Here is a 20,080-nt window from a genome sequence, read left to right on the forward strand (position 1 = left end):
GGTGAGGACTTCTCGACGTCGAGGGACCGCACGGACGGTGACCGTCCGGTCCCCTAGTTTGAGCGCATGACCGACCACATCGTCCTCGCCGGAGCCAGCGGCTTCATCGGGCAGCACCTCGCGGCCGCGTTCCGCGCCGAGGGTGCCCGCGTCAGCCTGATCGGCCGCCACGGACCCGACGCGTCGTGGGGTGACACCGCCGGCATCACCGCCCTGCTCGAGGGCGCCGACCTGCTCGTCAACCTCGCCGGGAAGAGCGTGAACTGCCGCTACGGCCCGGAGAACCGCGCCGAGATCGTGCGCTCGCGCGTCGAGACCACGCGCGAACTGAAGGAGGCGGTGCTCGCGTGCACCGCGCCTCCTCGGGTCTGGATGAACTCGTCGACGGCGACGATCTACCGCCACGCCGAGGACCGCCCGATGACCGAGTCGGACGGCGAGATCGGGTCGGGGTTCTCGGTCGACGTGGCCACCGCGTGGGAGGCCGAGTTCTTCTCGGGCGAGCTGCCCGCCACCCGCCGCGTCGCCCTGCGCATGGCCATCGTGCTGGGCGACGGCAGCGCGCTCGTCCCCCTGATGAACCTGGTGCGGGTCGGCCTCGGCGGGCCGCAGTTCGACGGCCCGTGGCCGGCCACCCGGGCGCGGCTCGCGGCCGGCACGTACCACCACGAGGGTCGCGGCGGTGGACGGCAGAAGTTTAGCTGGATCCACGTCGACGACGTGCTCGGGGCGATCCGCTTCGCCCGTGCGGACTCGTCCGTCGAGGGCCCGCTCAACCTGTCGTCCCCGAACCCGAGCGACAACCGCACCGTGATGCGCACCCTCCGCCGCGTGCTGGGCGTGCCGTTCGGCCTGCCGGCCTGGCGGTGGATGCTCGAGCTCGGCACGGCCGTGCTCCGCACCGAGACCGAGCTCGTGCTCAAGAGCCGGTGGGTGCTGCCCGAGCGCCTCGTCGACGGCGGGTACGAGTTCGTCCACCCGCACCTCGACGAGGCCCTGAAGAGCATCGTCGCCGGGAGGCGCGGCGCGGCCTGAGCACCTCTGGTGCGACCCGGCCGAGGACGGCGGCCGCCGCGCGGGTGCCGGTCAGCGGAGGACGGAGCTGAGCAGCAGGCTGGTCTCGCTGTTCACGACGCCCTCGACGCTGCGGATGCGGGCGAGCACGCGGTCGAACTCGCCGAGCGACGACGTGCGCAGCTCGGCGACGAGGTCCCAGCCGCCGTTCGTCGTGTGGAGCGACGCCACCTCGGGGAACCCGCGCAGCTGCCGGATGACGTGGTCGGTCGACCGCCCCTCGATCTCGATGAAGCCGATCGCACGGATGAGGTCGGGATCGTCGGCCTCGCGCACCCGCACGGTGTAGCCGAGCACCGTTCCCGACGCCTCGAGCCGGTCGAGCCGTGAGGTGATGGTCGCCCGCGTCACGCCCAACCGCCGCGCGAGGCTCGCGGCCGACTCGCGCGCGTCGACCCGCAGGGCCGCCAGGAGGCGCCGGTCGAGTTCGTCGAGATCCGCCATGGATCGAAACGTACAGCACGACCGCGCACAACGGGTGATCGAGCGTGCGGAATGGCGCTCGATGGTGATTGTGGCTGCACATCGCCCAGTCCTAACGTGGTGCCACCCGGACGCGACGACCGAACCGGGCCGAGCAGGAGGAGGTCGCCGTGGTGCGCTTCGTGGACGTGCAGAACATGATCCGATGGGTCACCGACCGCGGGGTCGGCCCGATCACCAGCGGCATGGTGACCGCCCTCGAGCGCGACTTCGCCCGGTGGCCCGCCTTCGACAAGTCGCCCCGCGTCGCCTCCCACAGCCCCATCGGCGTCATCGAGCTGATGCCGGCCAGCGACAGCGAGACCTACGGCTTCAAGTACGTCAACGGCCACCCGTCGAACCCGGGCCGCGGCTACCAGACCGTCACCGCGTTCGGCGTGCTCGCCGACGTCGACACGGGCTACCCGACCTTCCTCGCCGAGATGACGATCCTCACCGCGCTGCGGACCGCCGCCACGAGCGCGATGGCCGCCAAGCGTCTCGCCCGGGCCGACTCGCGCGTGCTCGCCCTGATCGGCGCCGGCTCGCAGGCCGAGTTCCAGGCCCTCGCGATGCGCTCGACCCTCGGGCTCGACACGGTCCGCGTGTTCGACGTCGACCCCGGCGCCACGGCGAAGTTCGTCCGCAACCTCGAGCCGCTCGGCTTCGACATCACGGTCTGCGCGAGCCCCGGTGAGGCGGCCGACGGCGCCGACGTGATCACGACCTGCACGGCCGACAAGCAGAACGCGGTCGTCCTGCCCGACGAGGCCGTTCGCCCCGGCGTCCACGTCAACGCGATCGGCGGCGACTGCCCGGGCAAGACCGAGCTCGACCCCGCGACGCTGCGCCGGGCCGACGTCTTCGTCGAGTACCCCGAGCAGACCCGCGTCGAGGGCGAGATCCAGCACCAGCCGGCCGACTTCGCCGTCACCGAGCTGTGGCAGGTCGTCGCCGGGCAGCGCCCCGGGCGCACGAGCGACGAGCAGATCACGATCTTCGACTCGGTCGGCTTCGCCATCGAGGACGTGTGCGCCCTGAAGTACCTCCGACAGGACGTCGTCGGCACCGACTACGCCGTCGAGATCGACCTCGTCGCCGACCCCGACGACCCGAAGGACCTGTTCGGCCTCGTCGCCGCCCGCCGACCCGTCGGCGCCTGAGCCCCCGACCGCCCCGGACCGCACCCACCGCCGAAGCCGCGCCGAGACCGTCGTGACGACCGTCGCTCCCCCGCCCCGCGCCTCCTCGTCCCCGGCGACCGCCGTGGTGACGCCGCCGGCGTCCCCCGCACTCCGCGCCTCCTCGCGCACCCGAAGCGCCGACGAGGAGGCGCGGACGGCCCTCCAGTCGTCCGCCGCGGTCGTGATGGTGCGGCCGCACCACTTCACGCCGAACCCGCAGACCGCGGCCGACAACGCGTTCCAGACCGACCCGGCCGAGGTCGACGCGACCCGGGCCCAGCTCGCGGCGCGCGCGTTCGACGAGGTGACCCGGGCGGCCGAGGCCCTGCGGCAGGCGGGCGTCACGGTGCACCTCGTCGACGACGAGCGGACCGACCGGCCCGACGGGGTGTTCCCGAACAACTGGTTCTCGACCCACGACGACGGCCGGGTGGTGCTCTACCCGATGCACTCGCCCAACCGTCGGGGCGAGCGACGCACGGACGTCGTTGACCTGCTGCGCGAGCGCTACCGCGTCAGCGAGGTGCTCGACCACTCGCCGCTCGAACGGCGCGGGATCGTCGTCGAGGGCACCGGGGCGCTCGTCCTCGACCACGTCGGGCGCGTCGCCTACGTCGCGCTCTCGCACCGTGCCGACCGGGCGGCCGTCGCCCTGGTCTGCTCCGACCTCGGCTACGAGCCCCTGACCTTCACCGCGACCGACGCGACGGGCGTGCCGATCTACCACACGAACGTCATGATGAGCGTGGCGTCGCGGTTCGCCCTGGTCGGTCTCGAGTCGATCGCGTCCCCGAGCGAACGGAGGCGCGTGGTCGAGCGCCTGTCGGCCTCCGGACGCGAGGTGGTCGCCCTGACCCGCGCCCAGCTCGGCGAGTTCGCGGGCAACGCGCTCGAACTGGCGGGGGCCGACGGGCCCGTGCTGGCGATCTCGGCACGAGGATGGGCGTCCCTCACCCCGTCGCAACGCCGCACCGTGTGGCGGCACGCACGGCCACTGCCGCTCGAGGTGCCGACCATCGAGCTCGCCGGCGGGTCCGTGCGCTGCATGCTCGCCGGGGTGCACCTGCCGCCGCGGTCGTAGCCGGGGCACCTCCTGCCTCGGTGCCGGCCGGGGCGTCGGCCGCCCCGGTGACGCGGGTGCGGGCCTTGCACGCACTGCAGCTTCTCAGCACTGTCACGGTCGCTTGAGGGCACGCCCCCAGCGGACCCCCACGTACCGTCGTCTCAGGAGCCTTTCCGCTCGTCACGAGCCTTCTCCGCTGTCCGGCCGTTCGCGCCGCTCAGCCCGACCCGCCTCATCAGCCCGACCCACCCGGAGCATCCCCGTGGACGTCTCACTGACCACCTGGCTCATCACGATCGCCGTCACCATCGCGTTCTTCGTGTTCGAGTTCTTCACCCACGTGCGCAAGCCGCACGAGCCGACGATCGGCGAGTCCGCCCGCTGGTCGGCCTTCTACATCGGCCTCGCGCTGCTGTTCGGCGTCGGCATCGGCTTCGTGAGCGGCTGGGGCTTCGGCGGCGAGTACTTCGCCGGCTACCTCACCGAGAAGGCGTTGTCGATCGACAACCTGTTCGTCTTCCTGCTGATCATGACCGGGTTCGCCGTGCCGCGCATGTACCAGCAGAAGGTGCTGATGATCGGCATCGTCATCGCGCTCATCATGCGTGCGGGCTTCATCGCCGCCGGCGCCGCGCTGATCGAGAACTTCTCGTGGGTCTTCTACCTCTTCGGCGCCCTGCTCTTCGTGCTGGCCTACCAGCAGATCAAGGGCGACCACGGCGGCAACGCGGCCGACAACGCCTTCGTCAAGATCGCCCGCCGCGTCCTGCCCGTCGACGACGAGTTCCACGAGGACAAGTTCACCGTCAAGAAGGGCGGCAAGCGCTTCGTGACGCCGCTGCTGCTCTGCGTGATCGCGATCGGCTTCGTCGACCTGGTCTTCGCCCTCGACTCGATCCCGGCGATCTACGGCCTGACCAACGAGGCGTACATCGTCTTCACGGCCAACGCCTTCGCGCTGATGGGTCTGCGCCAGCTCTACTTCTTGATCGGCGGGCTGCTCGAGCGCCTCGTGTACCTGTCGCAGGGCCTCGCCATCATCCTCGCGTTCATCGGCGTCAAGCTCGTCTTCCACGCCCTTCACGTCAACGAGGTGCCGTTCATCAACGGCGGCGAACCGCTGCTGTGGGTGCCCGAGATCCCCATCTGGTTCTCGCTGCTCTTCATCGGCGCGACCATCACCGTGGCCACGATCGCCAGCCTCGCCAAGACCCGCGGCGACGCCCAGAAGGCCAAGCGCGACGAGGTCGACGGCGAGAAGGTCACGGTCGCCAAGGACTCGGACGACCCCACCCGCCACTAGGCGCCCGCCCGCACTGCACCGCTTTTCGTGCACCGCACCACGACCAGTCGGGGTGCGGTGCACGAAACGCGGTGTGGTGTGTCACGAGCGCGCGGCACCAGGCCGCCACACCACCGCGACTTGGTCCGTGGACGGCCGTGCGCGAAGATCGGGTGTCCTCCCGCGGTCGTCGAGGGGGACCGCCTGAGAGGGGTTCTCCGTGGTCGTCGATCGACATGCCGGCTGAGACGCTCGGGCTGCTGCTCGGCCGGTGGTCCGTCACGCGCGATATCGACGACCACCGCACCGGCGAACGCGCCCGGTTCGACGGGACGGCCACGATCGAGGAGGCGCGGTCGGGCTCCGACCTCGTGGCGACGTACGACGAGGCCGGCGTGCTGGTCGTGGCCGACCGGCGGACGCCCGCCACCCGGCGACTCGGCTATGCGGCCCGAGGTGACGGGTCGCTCGACGTGCGCTTCGCCGACGGCCGCCACTTCGTCGACCTCGACCTGCGGTCGGGGGCCTGGGAGGCGCACCACCCGTGCGCCCCGGACGCCTACCTCGTCGAGACCCGGGTGCTCTCACCGACGTCGTTCGAGGAGCGGTGGACGGTGCGCGGGCCGGCGAAGTCGTACGACGCGCTCACGACGTACGAGCGCGTCGCCGGGCATCCCGCCACGAAGTGAACAACCCGCCAGACGTTCGCGTGGCGGGTTGTTTACTTCGTGGCGGGTGGAGGGACGGCCCGTGGCGAGGTGACGCGGTGCCGCGGTGCCGCGGTGCCGCGGTGCCGCGGTGCCGGGCTAGAGCTTGGCGGCGAGCTCGGCGTCGGTCGGCTCGACCAGGTGGCTGCCGTCGGGGAAGACCACGACGGGGATCTGCGTGCGACCGCTGACGGCGTAGGCGCGGTCGGCACCGTCGGCGACGGCCTCGAGGTCGACGTAGTCGTAGGCCACGCCCTCGCGGTCGAGCAGCGCCTTCGAGCGACGGCAGTCACGGCACCACTCGGCGCCGAACATCAGGATGCGGTCGGGGGCGGTGTCGGTGCTCATGGCGACCAGGGTACGCGCGGTGACGGGACGCGGGCACGCCACCCGCGCCTCCTCGTCCCCGACCGGTCTCGAGATCCGGTCCGGGAATCCGGCCGGACGCCGGATCGCCGCCCGGTTCGCTCGCCGCGAGCGAACGTCGTTCGGTTTCTCGTTCGGGGGCCTTGCGAGCCCCCGGGGGTGGCATGTCACACTGGATGAGCGCCCTCGTCGTGGAGTGGCAATCCCCCCAATCCACCCGCCAGCAGCATGGCCCGCGACGAGTGTGCTGCATCGTGCAGACCGGGGTCGACCACGAGTCGGCCGCCGACGTCCACGATGCCCCCGACGAGATGATCGTCGTGCGCACGCGCCCCGGGCCCGGAGGCATTCCCGTGACCGACACCCTTCAGCGCCCGCCCCAGACCTCGAGCACGCCCGCCGTGCGCACGCCCGCCGCCGCACCTCCCCCGCGCTCGTCGTCGACGCACCCGCGCGACACCCGCCCCGCGCCCCAGCCGCACCGCCTGACCCCCTCGGGCGTCGTCGGCATCGCCGTGCTCGGCCTCGCGACGTTCTTCGCGATCACCACCGAACTGAGCCCGGTCGGCCTCCTCTCGACCATGAGCACCGACCTCGGCGTCAGCGAGGCGCGCATGGGCGTCGTCGTCACGGTGTACGCCGTGGCCGTCGCCGCGTTGGCCCTGCCCCTCACCTGGGCCACCGCACGCTTCCCCCGCAAGGCCGTGCTCGTCACGACCCTGGTCGGCTACACGGCCTCGAACCTGATGGTCGCGCTCGCCCCGAGCTTCGGCGTGCTGCTGACCGGTCGCGTGGTCGGTGGCATCGCGCACGCCCTGTTCTTCTCGGTGGCCTCGGCCTACGCGACGCGCATCGTGCCGCCGCGCCTGGCGGGCCGCGCCATCGCCTTCGTCTACTCGGGCAGCTCGCTGGGCTTCGTCGTCGGCGTGCCGCTCGCGACGACGGTCGGCGACCAGCTCGGCTGGCGTCCCGCCGTGGGCGCGGTCGCCGTCGCCACCGCGGTGCTGGCCGTCGTGGCCGCGCTGTTCCTGCCGCACGTCCAGGGCGAGTCGTCGCCGCACGTCGGCTCGGTCCGCTCGTGGGCACGCTCGGGGCTGCTCGCCGTGGTCGTGGCCGACCTCATGCTCTTCGCCGGCCACTACGTCGTCTACACGTTCATCGGCCCGTACCTGACCGGGGCCGGCCTCGGCGAGGACCTCGTCGGCGGCGCCCTGCTCGTGCTCGGCGGCACGGGCGTGGTCGGCCTGCTCGCGGCCGGCGCGTTCGTCGACCGGGCACCCCGGCAGACGCTGATCGTCGCGGTCGCGGTGATGATCGGCGCCCTGGCCGCCCTGCCGTTCGTGCACGGTTCGCTCGTCGGCACGTTCGTGGTCGCGGGGCTGTGGATGGCCGCCAACGGCACGACCGGGACGCTCTTCATGGCGGCCGCGATCCGCACCGGCGGGGTCAGCCCCGACATCGCGGGCGCGCTGATCAACGCCGGCTCGAACGTCGGCATCGCCGCCGGTGCCGCGATCGGCGGGCAGGTCTACGGGATGACGGGCCTCGCCACGGTGCCGTTCGCCGCCGCGGCCATCGTCGCGATCAGCCTCGTCGTGATCGTGGCGGGCCGACGCGGATTCCCGCTGACCGGTCACGCGCAGGCGACCCTGTCGACCTCGTCGCTCGCGGTCATCACCTCGTCGGTGGCGGTCGTCACGACGTCGATCCCGACCGTGGGCCAGGGCCACGGCGGGCGTCGCCCCCGCCGGTAGGACGCAGGAGGCGCGGGTCGCGTCCTCGGCACCGCCATCCGCCCCGCTGTACCCCGATGTCCCCCACAAGGCGGACGAAATCACCCCTGCTCTGGGGACTCCACTCGACAAACGAGAAGCTTTATTGTCGAGGCATCCACTTCCGTGGAGCCCCCGTACCCGTGGGGGCGACACGCGGGCACCTGAACCCCCGCGTGTCGAGCAGGACCGACGTCCGACCGGATCCGACCCGGCCGGACGCCCCCACCCGAGGACACCCCCATGTCGCTTCTCCGCGCCTCCGTGCGCCCCCGTCGTCGCGCCCTCTCGTTCGCGGCCTTCGCCACCGCCTCCCTGCTGGCGGCCGTCGCCGTGACCCAGGCCGTCTCGCCGGCGCCGGCCCAGGCCGCCGCAGCGCTCTCGTGCGACCAGAACACGATCTACGCGACGGCCGGTCAGGGCCAGTTCGTCGCCATCAACGTCGCGGCCAACACGGTGTCCGACGTGATCGCGGGGACGGCGAACCCGTTCTCACCGGCCAACAACGGTCTCGGCGTCGGGCGGAACGGCCTCGACGCCTACGCCTTCACCAACGGCGCGGCCAACAACTCGAACGGCAACACGCTCGCGCGCTACGACTCGGCGGCCGGGGCCGTCACGACGGTCGCCAACGCGAACCCGTCGGGCGCACCCGCCTCGACCCTGCGGGGCGCCGTCAACCCGGTGACCGGGATCTACTACTACGCGACCGGTGGCGACCCGTCGACGATCTCGGCGTACGACCCGAAGACCGGGGACAAGATCGGCGTCGTCGGCCGCATCCCCGGCCTGCAGGCCGGCAACGGCGACTTCGCCTTCAGCACGCAGGGGCTGCTCTTCGTCGTGGCGAGCAACGCGGTCTACCGACTGAACGACGAGACGATCCCGACCACGGCCGGCACCACCTCCCTCGCCGCCACCAAGCTGACCGACCTGCCCACGGGCACCAACAGCCCCGGCATCGCCTTCTCGTCCGACGGATACCTGTACGTCTCGTCGGGCATGCAGATCATCAAGCTCGACTCGAGTTCGGGTACCGAGGTCAGCCGCATGACGACCCCGGCCATCAGCAACATCACCTCGTACTCCGACCTCGCGAGCTGCAACTACGCCAACACCCTGACGGGCAAGGCGGACGTCACGGGCCGCTGGAAGTCCGGCGACCAGTTCGCCCTCAAGGTCGACGGCGGCAACCTGTCGTCGCCGTCCACCGCGACGACCTCCGGCACCGCGAACGGAGTCCAGGCCCAGAAGGCCGGCGCCGCGCTCGCGATCCCGGCCCGGACGTACACCGTCTCGCAGACGGCGGGCAACAGCTCGACGCACCTCGCCGACTACTCGACGACGTACCGCTGCGCGAACGTCACCGACGACGCGACCGTCGCGTCGGGCTCGGGCAACACCGCGCAGTTCACCTTCCCGGCCGCGACCAGCGCCGACGGCACCGACGTCGTGTGCACCTTCGCGAACACCGTGGCGGCGATCTCGGCCGCAGCCTCCGACGACACCGGGACCACCGCCTCCGGCACCACCCTGACGGTCGGCGCACCCGGCGTCCTCGCCGACGACGCGGGCACCGACCTGACCGTGACGTCGAACACGCAGCCGACGAACGGGCAGGCCACCGTCTCGGCCGACGGCTCGTACGTCTACACGCCCGCGACGGGCTTCTCGGGAACCGACACCTTCCAGTACACGACGACCGACGGAGGCGGTGGCACGTCGACCTCGACCGTCACGATCACCGTCACCCCGGTGAGCAGCGATGACGTCGCGACCGCCCGTGCCGGCCAGGCCCTCGTGGTCGACGCGGCCTCGGGCGTCCTGGCGAACGACTCGGGCACCGGTCTGACCGCCGCCGTGGCGACCGGACCCTCGCACGGCTCCCTCGTGCTCGGTCGTGACGGCTCGTACCGCTACGTCCCGGCCGACGGGTTCTCGGGCACCGACACCTTCACCTACACGGCCACGGACTCCGAGGGCGCGAGCACCACGAGCACGGTGACCGTCACCGTGCTGCCCACCGCCGTCGACGACACGGCGACCGCCGCCTCGGGCACCCCGACGACCATCGCCGGCAGCGACCTGACGAGCAACGACGACGGCCTCGACACGACGGTGACCGCGGTCTCGACGCCCGGGCACGGCACCGCCTCGGTGACGCCCTCCGGCGACGTCGTCTACACGCCCGCGGACGACTTCTCGGGCACCGACGCCTTCGACTACACCGTCACCGACGGCCAAGGCGGCACCGACACCGCCACGGTCACCGTGACGGTCGCCCCCCGCGCCTCCGACGACTCGGTCGACGCCGTGGCGGGTGCTCCCCTCGACGTCCCGGCCGGCCGTGGCCTGCTGGCGAACGACGGCGGCACCGGCCCCCTGACCGCCGCGGTCGCCACCGCCCCCTCGCACGGCACCGTGGTGGTGTCGCCGGACGGCTCGTTCGTCTACACGCCGCAGAAGGGCTTCTCGGGGACCGACTCGTTCACGTACACCCTGACCGACGGCAACGGGGTCACGAGCACCGCGACGGCCAGCGTGGCGGTCGCCCCCGAGGCCGTCGACGACGCGGTTCAGGTCACGGCGGGCGGCAACGCCCACCTCGACGGGCCCGGCGTGCTGGGCAACGACTTCGGAACCGGCCTGACGGCCGCGGTCGAGACCGGGCCGCAGCACGGCACCGCGACCGTCGCCACGAACGGCGAGTTCGACTACACGCCGGCGCCCGGCTTCTCGGGCACCGACACCGTGACCTACCAGGTCACCGACGCCGCGGGTCGCACCTCGACCGCGACGGTGACGATCACCGTGAAGCCGGTGGCCGTCGACGACGCGGCGACCACGCCGAACGGCACCACGGTGACCACGCCAGCCTCGGCCGGACTGCTCGCCAACGACCTCGGCACCGGGCTGCGCGTGACCGACCACGGCACGCCCGCCCACGGCGCCGTGACGGTCGACGCCGACGGCAGCTGGAGCTACACGCCGGACGCCGGCACCTCGGGCACCGACTCGTTCGAGTACCAGGTGACCGACGCCTCGGGTCAGACCGCGACGGCTCGCGCCTGGGTGATCGTCGGCGACCTCGCCGCGGCCGACCAGGGCACCGCCACCGCGGGCCGACCGCTGTCGGTCGACGCCGCGAAGGGCCTGCTGTCGAACGACAGCGGCACCGGCCTCTCCGGCGCCCTCGACGGCGCCCCCCGCCACGGTGACGTGACCGTCGCGAAGGACGGCTCGTACGTCTACACCCCCGCGACGGGCTTCTCGGGCACCGACACCTTCACCTACACGGCGACCGACGCCGAGGGGCAGAAGAGCACGGGCATCGTGACCGTCGTCGTCGTGCCCGACGCCGTCGACGACGTCACGTCGACGAAGGCCGGCACCGCGGTCACCGTCGCGGAGCCCGGCGTGCTCGGCAACGATCTCGGCACCGACCTGCGCGCGGAGATCGTCGACGCCCCGACCCACGGCACGGCCACGATCGCGGCCGGCGGCACCATCACCTACACGCCCGCCGACGGCTTCTCGGGCACCGATCAGCTGACCTACCGCGCCACCGACGCATCCGGCGGCTCGGACGTCGCGACGGTGACGATCCACGTCGGTCCGATCGTGGTCGACGACTCGCCCGTCGGTGGCACCGTGGCCGACCAGCCCCTCGTCGTGGACGCCGCGCACGGGGTGCTCTCGAACGACAAGGGCACCGACCTGACGGCGAAGGTCACCGACCAGCCGAAGGCCGGCACCGTGACCACGGGCCCCGACGGTTCGTACACGTACACCCCGGAGCCCGGCACCTCGGGCAAGGACACCTTCGGCTACGAGGTCACCGACGGCAACGGCCAGAAGGGCACGGGCACCGTGACCGTCGTGGTCGCCCCGAAGGCCGTCGACGACGTCGCCACCGTCGTGGCCGACGGTCACGTGACGGTCGCCACCCCCGGCGTGCTCGGCAACGACGTCGGCACCGGCCTGACCGTCACCGCGGTCACTCCGGCGCCGCACGGCACCGTGACGGTCGCGCCGGACGGCACGTTCGACTACACGCCGGCCCCCGGGTTCTCGGGCGACGACATCGTCGTCTACACGGTCACCGACCGTGACGGCGGAACCGACGCCGCGACGGTCACCGTCACCGTGACGCCCCGCGCGATCGACGACCGTTACACGACGCCCGCGGCGACCACGCTCTCCGTGCCGACCCCCGGCCTGCTCGTGAACGACCTCGGCACCGGCCTGACCGTGACGAGCGTCGGCACCCCGGCGCACGGCACGATCGTCACCCAGCGGGACGGTTCGGCCGCCTACACGCCGGACGCGGGCTTCTCGGGCACCGACCACGTCGAGTACACCGCGACCGACGCGTCGGGCCGCAACACGAAGGCCGTCGCCACGATCGTCGTCGGCGCCCTCGCCGTCGACGACGCCGGCGCCACCCGCGCCGGTACGCCGCTGACCGTCGATGCCACGCACGGCGTGCTCGCGAACGACTCGGGCAGTTCGCTGACCGCGACAATCGACGGGCGCCCCGCCCACGGCACGGTCGACCTGGCGAAGGATGGTTCGTACGTCTACGCGCCGAAGCCCGGCTTCTCGGGTGTCGACGCCTTCACCTACACGGCCACCGACGCCGAGGGTCAGATCCGCACGGGCACGGTCACCATCACGGTGCTGCCGACGGCGGTCGACGACGGGGCCTCGACCCCGGCCGACACGACGCTGACCGTGGCCGCCCCGGGCGTGCTGGGCAACGACCTGGGTACGGGACTGCGCGTCACCGGGACGGGCACCGCCACCCACGGCACGGTCACCATCGACGCCGGTGGTCGCCTGGTCTACGCGCCGACGACCGGCTACTCCGGCCCGGACGCCGTGACCTACGCGGTCGCCGACCGTGACGGCGGCACCGCCACCGCAACGGTCCGCATCACCGTGGGCGTCAAGGCCGTCGACGACGAGGGCACGACGATCGCCGGTCAGCGCCTGGTCTCGGGCAAGGTCGGCGGCGTGCTGGGCAACGACGACGGGTCGGCCCTCTGGGTCGCCCTGGCCTCGAAGCCCTCCCACGGCACCATGACGATGACGCGCGACGGCTCGTACGAGTACGTGCCGGACGCCGGTTTCGTGGGAGCAGACTCGTTCGACTACACGGCGACCGACGCCTCGGGGCAGACGTCCCGGGCGACGGTGACCATCACGGTTCTGGGCGCGGCCGTCGCGGTCGACGACGAGCAGCGCGGCACGACGGACCACCCGGTCGCCGTCGACGTCACGGCGAACGACGCCCCCACCGAGGGTGCGACCTTCGACCGCGGCACCGTCGTGATCGTCGACCCGGCCACCGGTGACGGAGTCAGCACGCTGACCGTGCCCGAGCAGGGCACCTGGACGGTCGTCGACGGAACCGTCGTCTTCACCCCCGCGAAGGGTTTCGACTCCAAGGCGTCGGTGCAGTACCGCGTGACCGACACGGCCGGCGAGACGGTCCAGGCGGTCGTCACGGTGTCGTTCCCGATGATCCTGTCGGCGACGCAGCTGGCCTTCACCGGCAGCGCGTCGGTGCTCGGCATCGCCGCCATGGCCCTGCTCGGGGTCGCGCTCGGCCTGGCGCTCTCGCGTCGCGGCCGTCGCGTGGTCGGCCCGATCCGAGGCCGTCGCCGGGCCGAGTAGCCCCCGACGCGCCGACGTCCCCGTCCGCCCACCCCTCCTGCCGAGGGGGCGGGCGGGCGGGGACGTCCGTCGCACGGCAACTGCCGCGGAACGCTCTCGGCGGCTCCGCAGCACGCGACCCCGCCGGGGGTGTCATCCGTCGGGAGGACGCGCCCGCGGCTCGATGCTGAGAGGGTCACGAGGAGGCGGACGGGTCGTCGTCGAGGGAGAGAGGGATCGTCGTGACATCACCGGGAAGGACGTCGGAGCCGCGGTCCTGGGCCTGGGCCCTGGGCTGGCTGAGCCTGTCCGGCCCGGTCCTGCTGGTCGCGGGCAACGCCCCCTCGCTGGTCGGCACCCCACTCGTGCCCTGGGCGAGCATCCTGCTGGATCTCTGGGCGGTCGTGTCCGTGTTCTTCGGAGTCGCCGCCGTCGCCTTCGCCCGCGACGACGTCGAGTCGGCTCCTGACGACCGACCGCGCTTCGTCACGGCCGGGATGGCGCTCGGCCTTCTCGGGCTGGCGGTCAGCGGGTGTCTGCTGCTTCTCTGGCTGCTGACGCCCCTGCCCTTCTGACCCGTGAGCGAGCGCCGGCAGAGACGGCGTGATCGTCGTGGACGACAGCGCCGGCGCGTGCCGGCGGCCCGCACGCCAGGAGCACGCCCCGCCGACTCGCGACGGGTGTGAGCACGACTCGCGTCGGACACGCCGCAGGGACGCGAACGAGTGCGCCACGATCCTGCGCGGTCGGCGCAGGCGGTTCCACGATTCCGACCTCCACGTGAGTGGCTTACGAGAAAGTGCGTACCTGCCGACGACGGGGCTTCCTGCGATGCTGCGATCACCCGCCGACCACACGAGCAGGAGAACACATGACGAACGACCTGACCACGCGCAGCTCCTCCCGCCGCCTCGCCCGCGGCACGGCCGTCCTCGCCGGAGTCGCCCTCCTCACCGGACTCGGCGTCGCCACGCCGGCGGCCGCTGCTCCCGGGACCCCACCGAAGTCGACCGTGACGGCTGCCGCGGACCGGCGGGACACCACCACCGAACACCGCAACGCCTGCGCCGTGCGGACGCTCCTCACCCAGACCTTCGCCGACCCGGACGGCACGTCCTCCCGCGAGCTCGCGGCCCGGCTCGTCTCCCCGACCGCGGTCGCGCACGGAGCAGGGACCGCCGCGGGGCCGGAGGGACTCCTCGCCCAGTTCGCGGCGGACCGCATCCGCGTTCCCGGTGCCCACGCCGTGATCAAACACGTCGCAGCCGACGGCGACCTCGTCGCGGTGCACTGGCAGATCACGCCGGACCCCGGCGACGAACGACGCGGTGACGCCGCCGTCGACCTGTTCCGCCTCGAGCACGGCCGGATCGTCGAGCACTGGTCGCTCGAGCAGCCCGTTCCGACCGGCACACCGGCCAGCGGGAACACGAACTCGATGTTCAGCGACCTCTACCGGCCGGCGCGTCCGACCGCCGCGCCGTCGGAACGTCAGGAAGAACGCAATCGCGTCCTCGCGGTGTCGGCGTACGACACGCTGTTCCGGGACCACGACCCGTCGATCCTCGACCGCGCGTTCGACCCCGCGTACCTGCAGCACAACCCGGTGGCTCCGAACGGGACGGCAGCGCTGAAGCAGCTGTTCGGGAGCGGTGCGCAGTTCCCGGCGCAGCAATCCGTCATCTCGCTCTCGGACGGCGACATCGTCTGGACCTTCTCCCAGGCGGTCGGCGCGAAGCCCGGAGACCCGCTGCTCGCGGCCGACCTGTTCCGCGTCGACGGCGGCCTCATCCGCGAGCACTGGGACGTGGTCCCCACCGACTAGCCGCCGATGCGGCCTCGTGCACCGGACGTGCGGCGTCGATGCCAGGTGAGGGCCGTCGCCGCGAGCACGCCCCCCACGACGGCACCGATGGTGTTGGTGATCCAGTCACCCGTGTCGCAGGCCCGACCGATCACCACCACCAGCGCCTGGAGCAGCTCGATGGCACCCGACAGGGCGACGGCACCGAGAACTGCCACCACTGGTCGTCGCCAGAGCACCCCCGCGAAGAACGAGACCGGGACGAACAAGAGGACGTTCGCGGTCGACTCCACCGCAGTGGGCGAGAGGTACGGCAGGCCCGGGTTGCACGTGATGCCCGGGTAGGGCGCGCCATCCGGGTACAGCGTGAGCGCCAGGACCGCGAGCACTGCCAGGCCGAGGAGAACGCCGGTCGTCCGTCGGCGTCCCACGAGCCACAGTCCGGCGACCGGACCGACGACGACGACGCCGACCAGGACCGAGAAGGCGAGCCACGGCACCAGGGCGAGCACGGTCGAGAGCACGGACCGAGACTAGGACACGTCGGATCTGCTGAACGCGGCGGTGGAGGTCACGGCCGGGTAACGAAGTAGATGCGTTCCAATCCTTTTCGGGCCCGGTGGCGAACCCAGTACATCCCCACCGGGACCAACTGACAAGGAGCTTCACCATGAACGCTTTCACTCGCAAGAACATCACCAAGACCACCCTCGGCCTCGTCGCCTCGGGCGCCCTGCTCTTCTCCCTCGCCGCGTGCTCGATGGACTCCGGCACCTCGACCGACACGTCCTCCTCGTCGAGCTCGTCGTCCTCCGAGCCCAGCGCCGCGTCGACGCCCGCCGCGTCGATCGCCGACCTCAGCAACGGCGTCGACACCCAGGTCGCCGTGGACCAGTCCTTCGTCGACGCCCTCACGAGCCTGGGCCTGACCCCCGGCGTCGTCGGCACCGCGACCTTCACCGACGGCACCTTCGCCTTCCCCATCACCGGCGGCAACGTCGACTACTACGGCCCCGACAGCGACGTGCGACCTTACGTCCAGGGCGAGATCGACCACGACGGCTCCGGCCTGTCGCTGACCGCCGCCGACGGCACCGTCGTCGAACTCACCGACTTCCGCATCGACCCGGGCGAGAGCAAGCTCTACGGCACCGTCACCGCCAACGGCACCGTCGCCGCCGAAGACGCCTACCTCTTCAACCTCTACGGTGGCTCGCTGAAGCCCCTCGAGGTCGTCGACGGCAACGCCGTCCTCGAGGGCACCACGGTGCACATCAGCCCCGACGCCGCGTCGCTGCTGAACCAGACCTTCAAGACCGACGCCGTCCAGGACGAGATGCTCGTCGGCGTCGCGAAGATCACCGTCGCCACGGAGTAGTACCTGTCTGGCCGGCTACCCGCCGGCCCGGCCCCACGGCCGCACCCCGCCTCGCGAGGTGCGGCCTGGAACCCGGGTCGTCTCCGTGACGACGCACCGGCCCCGCCCTGCTCGACGGGGTCGGCGATCCCGGTGGACCCCGCCTCGTGCTCACGCACGGGGCGGGGTTTTTCCGTTTGCCCGCCCAGGGCCCGGCCCGAGGTCTGGCGGCCGTGAACCCGGTTTCGAACGACGCACCCAGAAGAATCGGGGTGCATCGTTCGGAACCGGGTTCTTCGCGCACTGACGGCCGGGGGTCAGGAGGCGCGGCGGGGGTGACGAGCGCCGTGCTCACCGCGCCCGTCACCTCCGCGTCTGCCCGGCAGCTGACGACCACCGCAGACACGACTCGTGACCCTCGGTCTGGGGTCACCGCTTTCAATTCAAGCGCATAGAGTTCGAGGGGTGCCGTCGGTGGCACGAAACCTCGATCCCGAGCCCCCCGGACTGGACGCCATGTCTCTTGCACCTGCGCCACCCGTGGGGACCGAGCGCTCCGACGACGACCTCCTCGTCCTCGTCGCCGAAGGCAACCAGCAAGCCTTCGCGGTCTTCTACGACCGGACGGCTGCCCGTGTCCTCGGACTGGTCCGTCGCATCCTGGTCGATCCGGCGCAGTCCGAGGAGGTCACGCAGGAGATCTTCCTGGAGGCCTGGCAGACCGCCGGGCGCTTCGATCCCGCGCGTGGCAAGGCATCGTCGTGGCTGCTCACGATGGCGCACCGCCGCGCCGTCGACCGGGTGCGCGCCTCCCAGTCCTCACGCGACCGCGACCTCGCGGTCGGTGCCAAGGAATTCGTCGACGCACGGGACGACGTGGCGGAGACGGCCGAGACCCGGGTCGAGCACGAGCGAGTGACGAAGGCCATGCGCACCTTGACCGACCTGCAGCAGCAAGCCCTCGAGCTGGTGTACTTCGGCGGGCTGAGCCACAGCGAGGCTGCCCGTGAGGCCGGCGTCGCCATCGGGACGATGAAGACCCGCATCCGCGATGCCCTGATCACCCTCCGTCGACTGATCGCAGAAACGGAAGCGGCCTGACCGACCGAGAGATCCGGTCGGTCACCACCGCGAAACCCCGACCCGGGCCGTGCACCCGAGAGACGAGAGCACAGTGGTGAGATGACCCGGCAGCAAGCGACCATCGTCTTCGACGTCAACGAGACCCTCTCCGACCTCAGCCCCGTGGCCGCCGCGTTCGAACACCTCGGAGCAAGCCGAGAGCTGGCAACGACGTGGTTCGCCACTGTCCTCCGAGACGGTTTCGCTCTCACGACCTCTGGCGGCGACGCCTCGTTCCCCGACATCGCCTCGAACAACGCCCGCGACCTGCTGAGCACGTGGGTGCTGCCCCGGGACCTCGACGAGAGCGTGAACACCGTGATGACCGCGTTCACCCACGCGCCACCGCACCCCGACGTCGCCGACGGGCTGCAGGCGCTCCACGCTGCCGGACATCGGCTGTTCACCCTGTCCAACGGTCCCACCACCACAGCCGAACGACTGCTCGACGAAGCCGGCGCCCGAGGGACCATGGAAGAACTTCTGACAGTCGACGGCCACTCGCCCTGGAAACCCGCCCGATCCGCCTACACCGACGCCCGCGGACGCATCGGGGGCTCCGACCCCTTCTACCTCGCCGCCGTCCACCCCTGGGACGTCCACGGCGCAGCCAACGCCGGTCTCTCGACGATCTGGATCAACCGGTCCGGGCGGGACTACCCGGCGCACTTCTCGCCACCCACCCTCACCGTGTCGGGCGTCGACGAGATCGCCACCCACCTCTGACGCCGACTCGACCCGGGATGCGGAGCCGCCCACGAAGGGCAGGACCGATCTGCTCTGTCACGGTCTCGCGGTCGATGTCGTGGATCGTGTGGACGAACCCTCCGTGGTGGACGTCGACCCGGATCACGACGTGACCGTTTCTGCCAGCCTGATCGTGTCTTCGTCGATGAGGTGCAGCCCCTGGTGGGTGTTCGCGGCGACTTCGAGAGCACGAACCCAGTCTCCGTTGATCCGTGGGAGCCGGCTGCCGTAGAACTTGTACACCAGCGAGATCGACGGGTGCAGCCAGATCGCGGTGCGTCCGTTGCCGACTTGTTGGTCGTCTTTCCAGGAGAAGTAGAACGACTCTCCCCGACGTAGCTTCATCCCGATCACGATCTGCAGGTGAGCGAGGGTGCGGTCCTCGAAGTCGACCGACAACGAGTGGTCGTAGGTGAGCTTGCCCACGGGGCTCCCTTGTTGGACGAACGCGCATCCGGCAGGACACTCGTGTTCGCATCCCTGATCCCCTGTGGCGGGAGGGACCCTGTGAACCTATCGACCAGGTCCCTCTTTCCCGGGAGGGGTTGCTTTCACGAGCCCCATGGCAGTAATGCACCCGGCACGAGAAGGAGTCCCCCGATGAAGCGAAGCTGACGTCGGCACCACGGGTGCTGCTCCTCATCGGTCGAGCACTTCCATCCGGCCGAGGCGGCGCCGTTCACAACACCACCCGCAGACGGTCGCAATGATCGGCGCACCTGCGAGGCACCTCCGCCGTGCACCACGAGCCGACGGGGTCGCCGGCCTCCAGGACTCCGATCGACGAGCGCGACGCGGTCGCGCACGCGGTCAGCAACGCCCGGATGGCAAGGACAGGGGAATGGACCCCTGTGCTGCGCTGACACACGTGCTCCTCGCCTTCACCTCGTCCTCCTGCGACCGTCAGTGATCGGTCCGGGCCGTACGTCGACGGCCGAGCAGCAGCCCGAGGCCGACCATGCCCACCGCGAGCACGAAGTGCAGCCAGTCGTCGGCCGTGTTGAGGGGCACGAAGTTCGCCTGGCTGCCTTTGTCGACCACGAGGCCGTAGATCCACAGCACCGCGTACACGAGCCCGCCCACGACCAGGTAGAGCCGGGCGGCACGGACCGTCCGGGCGAGGACGACGCCCACGACTCCGAAGAGCAGATGAACGACGTTGTGCAGGACCGAGACCTGGAACAGGCCCAGCAAGAGGGCGCCGGAGTCGTGGCCCGCGCCGTGCAGCTCCCCCACGTCCGTGGTGATGCCGGGCACGAAGCCGGCGACGCCGACGACGAGAAAGACGATGCCCACGACCAGGGCCGCTTTCTGGACGGGCGTCTCAGCGAAACGGCGACGGACGTTCGGGGTGCTCGATGCAGTCATGGCGGAACTCCTCCTTCGATGCGGTCCCGTCATCTAGCCACTCCCCCGACCCACTCGTGAGGGCCTTGACACCCAGCCCCACCACGTGAGAGGCAGTGGGGGATCTCCTCGTCC

General features: G+C 71.5%; 17 protein-coding genes. 12 read left to right on the forward strand and 5 right to left on the reverse strand.

Annotation, left to right across the window (positions count from 1 at the left end; translation table 11 throughout):
• Positions 1-66: 66 nt before the first annotated feature.
• Complete coding sequence (locus HQQ78_RS10320) at positions 67-1,035, forward strand: epimerase (protein WP_173153006.1); 969 nt, start codon at positions 67-69, stop codon at positions 1,033-1,035.
• Positions 1,036-1,086: 51 nt separating this feature from the next.
• On the opposite strand, the gene HQQ78_RS10325 is transcribed toward HQQ78_RS10320, so the two are convergent.
• The gene (locus tag HQQ78_RS10325) at positions 1,087-1,518 is read right to left on the reverse strand and encodes an Lrp/AsnC family transcriptional regulator (RefSeq protein WP_056049014.1); all 432 of its coding nucleotides are present in this window, start codon (positions 1,516-1,518) and stop codon (positions 1,087-1,089) included.
• A gap of 149 nt (positions 1,519-1,667) precedes the next feature.
• Here HQQ78_RS10325 and HQQ78_RS10330 point away from each other — a divergent pair, with 149 nt between their 5' ends.
• The 4 genes from HQQ78_RS10330 to HQQ78_RS10345 all read left to right on the forward strand — a co-directional run bounded on the left by HQQ78_RS10330 (position 1,668) and on the right by HQQ78_RS10345 (position 5,754).
• Complete coding sequence (locus tag HQQ78_RS10330; RefSeq protein WP_173153009.1) at positions 1,668-2,699, forward strand: ornithine cyclodeaminase; 1,032 nt, start codon at positions 1,668-1,670, stop codon at positions 2,697-2,699.
• Between the two features lie 52 nt (positions 2,700-2,751).
• On the forward strand, positions 2,752-3,801 hold the full coding sequence (ctlX, locus tag HQQ78_RS10335; protein WP_216844325.1) for a citrulline utilization hydrolase CtlX: 1,050 nt from the start codon (positions 2,752-2,754) through the stop codon (positions 3,799-3,801).
• A 244-nt stretch (positions 3,802-4,045) separates the two neighbouring features.
• Complete coding sequence (locus HQQ78_RS10340) at positions 4,046-5,086, forward strand: TerC family protein (RefSeq protein ID WP_056049019.1); 1,041 nt, start codon at positions 4,046-4,048, stop codon at positions 5,084-5,086.
• A gap of 215 nt (positions 5,087-5,301) precedes the next feature.
• Positions 5,302-5,754 carry a DUF6314 family protein gene (locus HQQ78_RS10345; protein ID WP_173153010.1) on the forward strand — a complete coding sequence of 151 codons (453 nt, stop codon included), beginning with the start codon at positions 5,302-5,304 and terminating at the stop codon, positions 5,752-5,754.
• A gap of 117 nt (positions 5,755-5,871) precedes the next feature.
• Here the strand turns inward: HQQ78_RS10345 and HQQ78_RS10350 are convergent, their stop codons facing one another.
• The gene (locus HQQ78_RS10350) at positions 5,872-6,120 is read right to left on the reverse strand and encodes a glutaredoxin domain-containing protein (protein WP_043594734.1); all 249 of its coding nucleotides are present in this window, start codon (positions 6,118-6,120) and stop codon (positions 5,872-5,874) included.
• Between the two features lie 272 nt (positions 6,121-6,392).
• On the opposite strand from HQQ78_RS10350, the gene HQQ78_RS10355 reads away from it, so the two are divergent.
• From HQQ78_RS10355 to HQQ78_RS10370, 4 genes are all read left to right on the forward strand, one after another.
• Positions 6,393-7,892, forward strand: a complete 1,500-nt coding sequence (locus HQQ78_RS10355) for an MFS transporter (RefSeq protein ID WP_173153012.1) — start codon at positions 6,393-6,395, stop codon at positions 7,890-7,892.
• 261 nt (positions 7,893-8,153) lie between these two features.
• Positions 8,154-13,589, forward strand: coding sequence for an Ig-like domain-containing protein (locus tag HQQ78_RS10360; RefSeq protein ID WP_173153015.1), 5,436 nt, complete (start codon positions 8,154-8,156; stop codon positions 13,587-13,589).
• Between the two features lie 221 nt (positions 13,590-13,810).
• Positions 13,811-14,143 carry a hypothetical protein gene (locus tag HQQ78_RS10365; protein ID WP_173153018.1) on the forward strand — a complete coding sequence of 111 codons (333 nt, stop codon included), beginning with the start codon at positions 13,811-13,813 and terminating at the stop codon, positions 14,141-14,143.
• A gap of 296 nt (positions 14,144-14,439) precedes the next feature.
• On the forward strand, positions 14,440-15,393 hold the full coding sequence (locus tag HQQ78_RS10370; RefSeq protein ID WP_173153021.1) for a nuclear transport factor 2 family protein: 954 nt from the start codon (positions 14,440-14,442) through the stop codon (positions 15,391-15,393).
• Here the strand turns inward: HQQ78_RS10370 and HQQ78_RS16400 are convergent.
• The gene (locus HQQ78_RS16400) at positions 15,390-15,896 is read right to left on the reverse strand and encodes a VanZ family protein (RefSeq protein WP_173153024.1); all 507 of its coding nucleotides are present in this window, start codon (positions 15,894-15,896) and stop codon (positions 15,390-15,392) included. The genes HQQ78_RS10370 and HQQ78_RS16400 overlap by 4 nt on opposite strands.
• Before the next feature lie 146 nt (positions 15,897-16,042).
• Between HQQ78_RS16400 and HQQ78_RS10380 the strand changes: the two genes are divergently transcribed.
• The 3 genes from HQQ78_RS10380 (at position 16,043) to HQQ78_RS10390 (ending at position 18,577) form a co-directional block, all read left to right on the forward strand.
• Complete coding sequence (locus tag HQQ78_RS10380; RefSeq protein WP_173153027.1) at positions 16,043-16,750, forward strand: hypothetical protein; 708 nt, start codon at positions 16,043-16,045, stop codon at positions 16,748-16,750.
• Positions 16,751-17,245: 495 nt separating this feature from the next.
• Positions 17,246-17,830, forward strand: coding sequence for an ECF RNA polymerase sigma factor SigK (gene sigK, locus HQQ78_RS10385; protein WP_123571661.1), 585 nt, complete (start codon positions 17,246-17,248; stop codon positions 17,828-17,830).
• Positions 17,831-17,911: 81 nt separating this feature from the next.
• Positions 17,912-18,577, forward strand: coding sequence for a haloacid dehalogenase type II (locus HQQ78_RS10390; protein ID WP_173153030.1), 666 nt, complete (start codon positions 17,912-17,914; stop codon positions 18,575-18,577).
• 123 nt (positions 18,578-18,700) lie between these two features.
• On the opposite strand, the gene HQQ78_RS10395 is transcribed toward HQQ78_RS10390, so the two are convergent.
• Positions 18,701-19,024: an ATP-dependent DNA ligase gene (locus HQQ78_RS10395; RefSeq protein WP_173153033.1), complete on the reverse strand. Its 324-nt coding sequence runs from the start codon at positions 19,022-19,024 to the stop codon at positions 18,701-18,703.
• A gap of 477 nt (positions 19,025-19,501) precedes the next feature.
• Positions 19,502-19,966, reverse strand: a complete 465-nt coding sequence (locus HQQ78_RS10400; RefSeq protein WP_173153035.1) for a DUF4383 domain-containing protein — start codon at positions 19,964-19,966, stop codon at positions 19,502-19,504.
• Positions 19,967-20,080: the final 114 nt, after the last annotated feature.

The sequence above is a fragment of the Frigoribacterium sp. VKM Ac-2859 genome, from assembly GCF_013204925.1.
Taxonomy (GTDB): Bacteria; Actinomycetota; Actinomycetes; order Actinomycetales; family Microbacteriaceae; genus Frigoribacterium.

Coding starts and splice junctions, on each gene's coding strand:
- sigK (WP_123571661.1), top strand. CDS start 17,246: ATGTCTCTTGCACCTGCGCCACCCGTGGGGACCGAGCGCTCCGACGAC.
- HQQ78_RS10380 (WP_173153027.1), top strand. CDS start 16,043: ATGAACGCTTTCACTCGCAAGAACATCACCAAGACCACCCTCGGCCTC.
- HQQ78_RS10320 (WP_173153006.1), top strand. CDS start 67: ATGACCGACCACATCGTCCTCGCCGGAGCCAGCGGCTTCATCGGGCAG.
- HQQ78_RS10345 (WP_173153010.1), top strand. CDS start 5,302: ATGCCGGCTGAGACGCTCGGGCTGCTGCTCGGCCGGTGGTCCGTCACG.
- HQQ78_RS10370 (WP_173153021.1), top strand. CDS start 14,440: ATGACGAACGACCTGACCACGCGCAGCTCCTCCCGCCGCCTCGCCCGC.
- HQQ78_RS10325 (WP_056049014.1), bottom strand. CDS start 1,518: ATGGCGGATCTCGACGAACTCGACCGGCGCCTCCTGGCGGCCCTGCGG.
- HQQ78_RS10350 (WP_043594734.1), bottom strand. CDS start 6,120: ATGAGCACCGACACCGCCCCCGACCGCATCCTGATGTTCGGCGCCGAG.
- HQQ78_RS10400 (WP_173153035.1), bottom strand. CDS start 19,966: ATGACTGCATCGAGCACCCCGAACGTCCGTCGCCGTTTCGCTGAGACG.
- HQQ78_RS10390 (WP_173153030.1), top strand. CDS start 17,912: ATGACCCGGCAGCAAGCGACCATCGTCTTCGACGTCAACGAGACCCTC.
- HQQ78_RS10360 (WP_173153015.1), top strand. CDS start 8,154: ATGTCGCTTCTCCGCGCCTCCGTGCGCCCCCGTCGTCGCGCCCTCTCG.